At 74.8% G+C, this 3528-nt stretch carries 2 protein-coding genes; both read left to right on the forward strand.

Annotated features, from left to right (window positions below):
• Nucleotides 1-1800 (forward strand): lipid II flippase MurJ (locus tag QL983_RS10750; protein WP_290152948.1); only part of this gene is annotated, 1800 nt, incomplete at its 5' end.
• A 65-nt stretch (nt 1801-1865) separates the two neighbouring features.
• Nucleotides 1866-3528, forward strand: a 1663-nt coding sequence (locus QL983_RS10755; RefSeq protein WP_290152950.1) for a hypothetical protein, incomplete at its 3' end; no start/stop codon positions are given.

Consider the following 3528-nt stretch of genomic DNA (forward strand, 5'->3'; position numbering starts at 1 on the left):
GCCGGCGTCGCCGACGAGGAGCCGACGACGACGGACCCCGCCCCCGCCACGGATCCGGCCGCCGTGGACCCCGCGGACGAGACCCCCGAGGGCGAGCGCCGCGCCGGCCGGTCCACCGCGATCATGGCCTCCGGCACGCTCCTCTCCCGCGTGCTGGGCCTCGTCCGTGCGACGCTGGTGACGGTGGCGATCGGCCTGTCCGCGGACATGGCCGACATCTTCGAGATCGCCAACTCCCTGCCGAACGTGATCTACCTGCTCCTGGTGGGCGGCGTGTTCAACGTCGTGCTCGTGCCGCAGCTGATCAAGCACGCCCGCGACGCCGACCGGGGCGCGGACTACACCTCCCGCCTGATGACGCTCGGCACGCTCGTGATGCTCGCCGGCACGGTGGTGGTCATGCTGGCGGCGGCCCCGCTCATGACGGCCCTGACCCGCGGCTGGTCGCCGGAGAAGCTCGAGATGGCCACCGTGTTCGCCCTGTGGTGTCTGCCCCAGGTGTTCTTCTACGGCATGTACGCGTTGGTGGGGCAGGTGCTCAACGCCAACGGGCGCTTCGGCGCCTACATGTGGGCGCCGGTGCTGAACAACGTCGTCGCGATCGGCGCGATCGTGCTGTACCTGGGCATGTTCGGGGCGTACCGGGCCGGGGACGACCTCGCCGGGTGGACGAGCGCACAGACGGTCGTGCTGGCCGGCGGCCACACCCTGGGCGTCGTGCTGCAGGCCGTGATCCTCTTCCTGCCGCTGCGCGGGCTCGGCCTGGGTCTGCGCCCGCGGTTCGGCTGGAAGGGCATCGGCCTGCGGGACACCGGCCGGATCGCCGGGTACACCCTGATCACGATGGTCGCCACGAACGTGGTGCTCCTGCTGTGCCAGCGGTACGTCACCTCCGCCACGGAGGCCCGCGACCGCGGCGAGCTGCGCATCCCCGGCACGGAGACCTGGAGCGCCGAGATGGCGCAGGCGGCCATCCCCGGTGTGGCCGCGTACAACATGGCGATGCTGATGGCCGTGCTGCCCCATTCGGTGTTCGTGCTCTCCCTGGCCACCGTGCTCTTCAACCGGTTGGCCCGCGCCATGGGCCGCCAGGACATGTCCGCGGTGCGGCGCACGACGGCGCAGGGTCTGCGCGCGTTCACCGTGCCGCTGATGTTCTGCCTCGCCGGCGTGGTGGTCCTGGCGGGCCCCCTGGGCCGCGTCTTCGGCTCGACGGCCGAGACGGCGATGGTGGCCGGCGTCGCGGTGGGCTCGGTTCTGCTCGCGCTGGCGCTGTCCATCCCGTTCCGCTCGGGCTCCTTCTACCTGCTGCGCGTGTTCTACGCCGCCGAGGACGCCAAGGTGCCGATGGTGGTCCAGGTCAGCGGCTCGCTCCTGATGCTGCTGCTCTCGTGGGCGGGCGCGATGCTGCTGCCGCTGTGGTCCATGGCCCTGTGGGTCGCGGTCGCCTCGTCCGTCTCGTACGTGTACCAGTTCGTCCTGACCCATGTGCTCACCGTGCGCCGGTTCGGGGACTACGGCCTCGCATCCGTGCTGCGTGCCCACGTCCAGACCGGCCTGGCCGCGCTGGCCGCGGCGGCCGCGGGCGTCGTCGTCGTGTGGCTGCTGGGCGGGTACACCGGCGGGTTCGCGTGGAACTCCATCGGGACGGCGCTGCTCACGTGCGCGGTGGCGGCCGTGGCGATGGGTCCGGTGTACCTGATGGTGCTGCGGGCCATGCGGTTCCCCGAGCTGGACGACGCCCTCCGGCCGCTCGTCGCCCGCGTGCCGGCGCTGGGTCGTCTGCTGCGCGTCGGCTGATCTCTGGCCGCGACGGCCACGCCACGTATCATCGGATTCCGACCCCGTCGTCAGGAGAAGAGCCCGTGCCCCAGCCCATCGCCGTCGGCGCCGTCCTGGGCGGCCGCTATCGCATCACCCAGCACGTGGTGACGTCCGCGGACCAGGACATGGTGTTCCTGGGCACGGACCAGGTGCTCAACCGCCGCGTCACCGTGCTCGTGGCCTCCCGTGAGAACGCCACGCAGGTGGCCTCGTCCGCGCGGGAGCTGGCCACGGGCGAGCGCAACGACGACGTGCAGGTGCTCGACCTGGGGCTGTCCGAGGGCCGCACGTACCTGATCGCCGGCGGGGACCCCGACCCGGACGTCCTGCTGGGTCTGGCGTACCCGCAGGAGCTGTACGTGGAGCCGTTCCAGACGGACAGCCTCGGCTCCGAGCTGTTCGGCGAGTCGCGGACCGGAGACCCCCACGCCTACGACGACGACGAGGCGTACTACACCGACCTCGACCGCCGGCTCCGCGCGGACGAGGACGAGGCCCAGCGTCGTCCCGGGTTCCTGAACCGCCTCTCCGAGCGCCTCGCCGAGCGGGTCCGTCCCTCCGACGGCACCGCGGCGAAGGCGGCCGCCGGGGCGTCGGCCCTGGCCGCGGCGGACGCCGCCACCCGGAAGCAGCAGGAGGAGCGCGAGCGCGCGGAGCGGGAGGCCGCCGAGCGTGCAGAACGCGAGCGCAAGGAGGCCGAGGAGAAGGCACGCGCCGAACGGGAGGCCGCGGAGCGGGCCGAGCGGGAGCGCAAGGAAGCCGCCGAACGCGCAGAACGCGAACGTCGGGAGGCGGAGGAGCGTGCCGAGGAGGAGCGCCGCGCCGAGGCCGAGCGCGCCCGTCGCCAGGCGGAGCAGGAGGCTGAGGAGCGGGCCGCGCGCGAGCGGGAGGCCGAGCAGGCCCGGCTGGCCGCGGAGCGGGAGGAGGCCGAGCGCCGCGAGCTCGAGCGCCGGGCCGAGGCCCGCCGTCGTGCCGAGGAGGAGCGCGCCCGGGAGGCCGAGCGGCGCGAAGCTGAGAAGCGCGAGGCCCAGGAACGCGAGGCCGCGGAGCGCGAGGCCCAGGAACGCGAGGCCGCGGAGCGCGAGGCCCAGGCGGGCACCGCCGCACTCCCGGCTGTCGCGGCGGGGGCCGCCGCCGCGCAGGCCACCGACGCCGATGCCGACGGGGCCACGCCGCCCACCGAGCCCGTCGAGCCCGTCGAGTCCGTGGCGGCCGAGAAGACCGACCCGCCGGAGCCGGTCGCCCCGGACACCGAGGCGATCCCGGTGCGGCGCCAGCGCCCCGTCCCCCGCCGAGCGATCGTGGCCGAGTCCGCGCCGCCCGTCCACGAGGAGTCCCGCAGCACGGCCGCGCCGGTGGCTGCCGGGACCGCAACGGGGGCCACCGCGGCGGCTGCCGGTTCGACGTCCGCCGCCGCGGCTCCGGATGCCCTGGCCGCCCCGGCCACCACCGGGGGCGACGACGGCGCCACGGTGGCCGACCCGGGCGACGGCAACGGCCGCACGCGCGGCGGCGGTCCGCTGGCCCTGCTCCTCGTGCTCGGCCTGCTGGCCGCACTCGTCGTGGGCGGGGTGCTGCTGGCCCAGAACCTGCGCGGCGGGCCGGCCCCGCAGGCCGCGGCCGCGTCGTCCGAGTCTGCGTCGTCCGAGTCCGCATCGGACACCCCGTCGCCGTCGGAGAGCACCAGCCCCTCCCCCACCCCGA

It is taken from the genome of Micrococcus sp. APC 4021, from assembly GCF_030407635.1.
Taxonomy (GTDB): Bacteria; Actinomycetota; Actinomycetes; order Actinomycetales; family Micrococcaceae; genus Micrococcus; species Micrococcus luteus.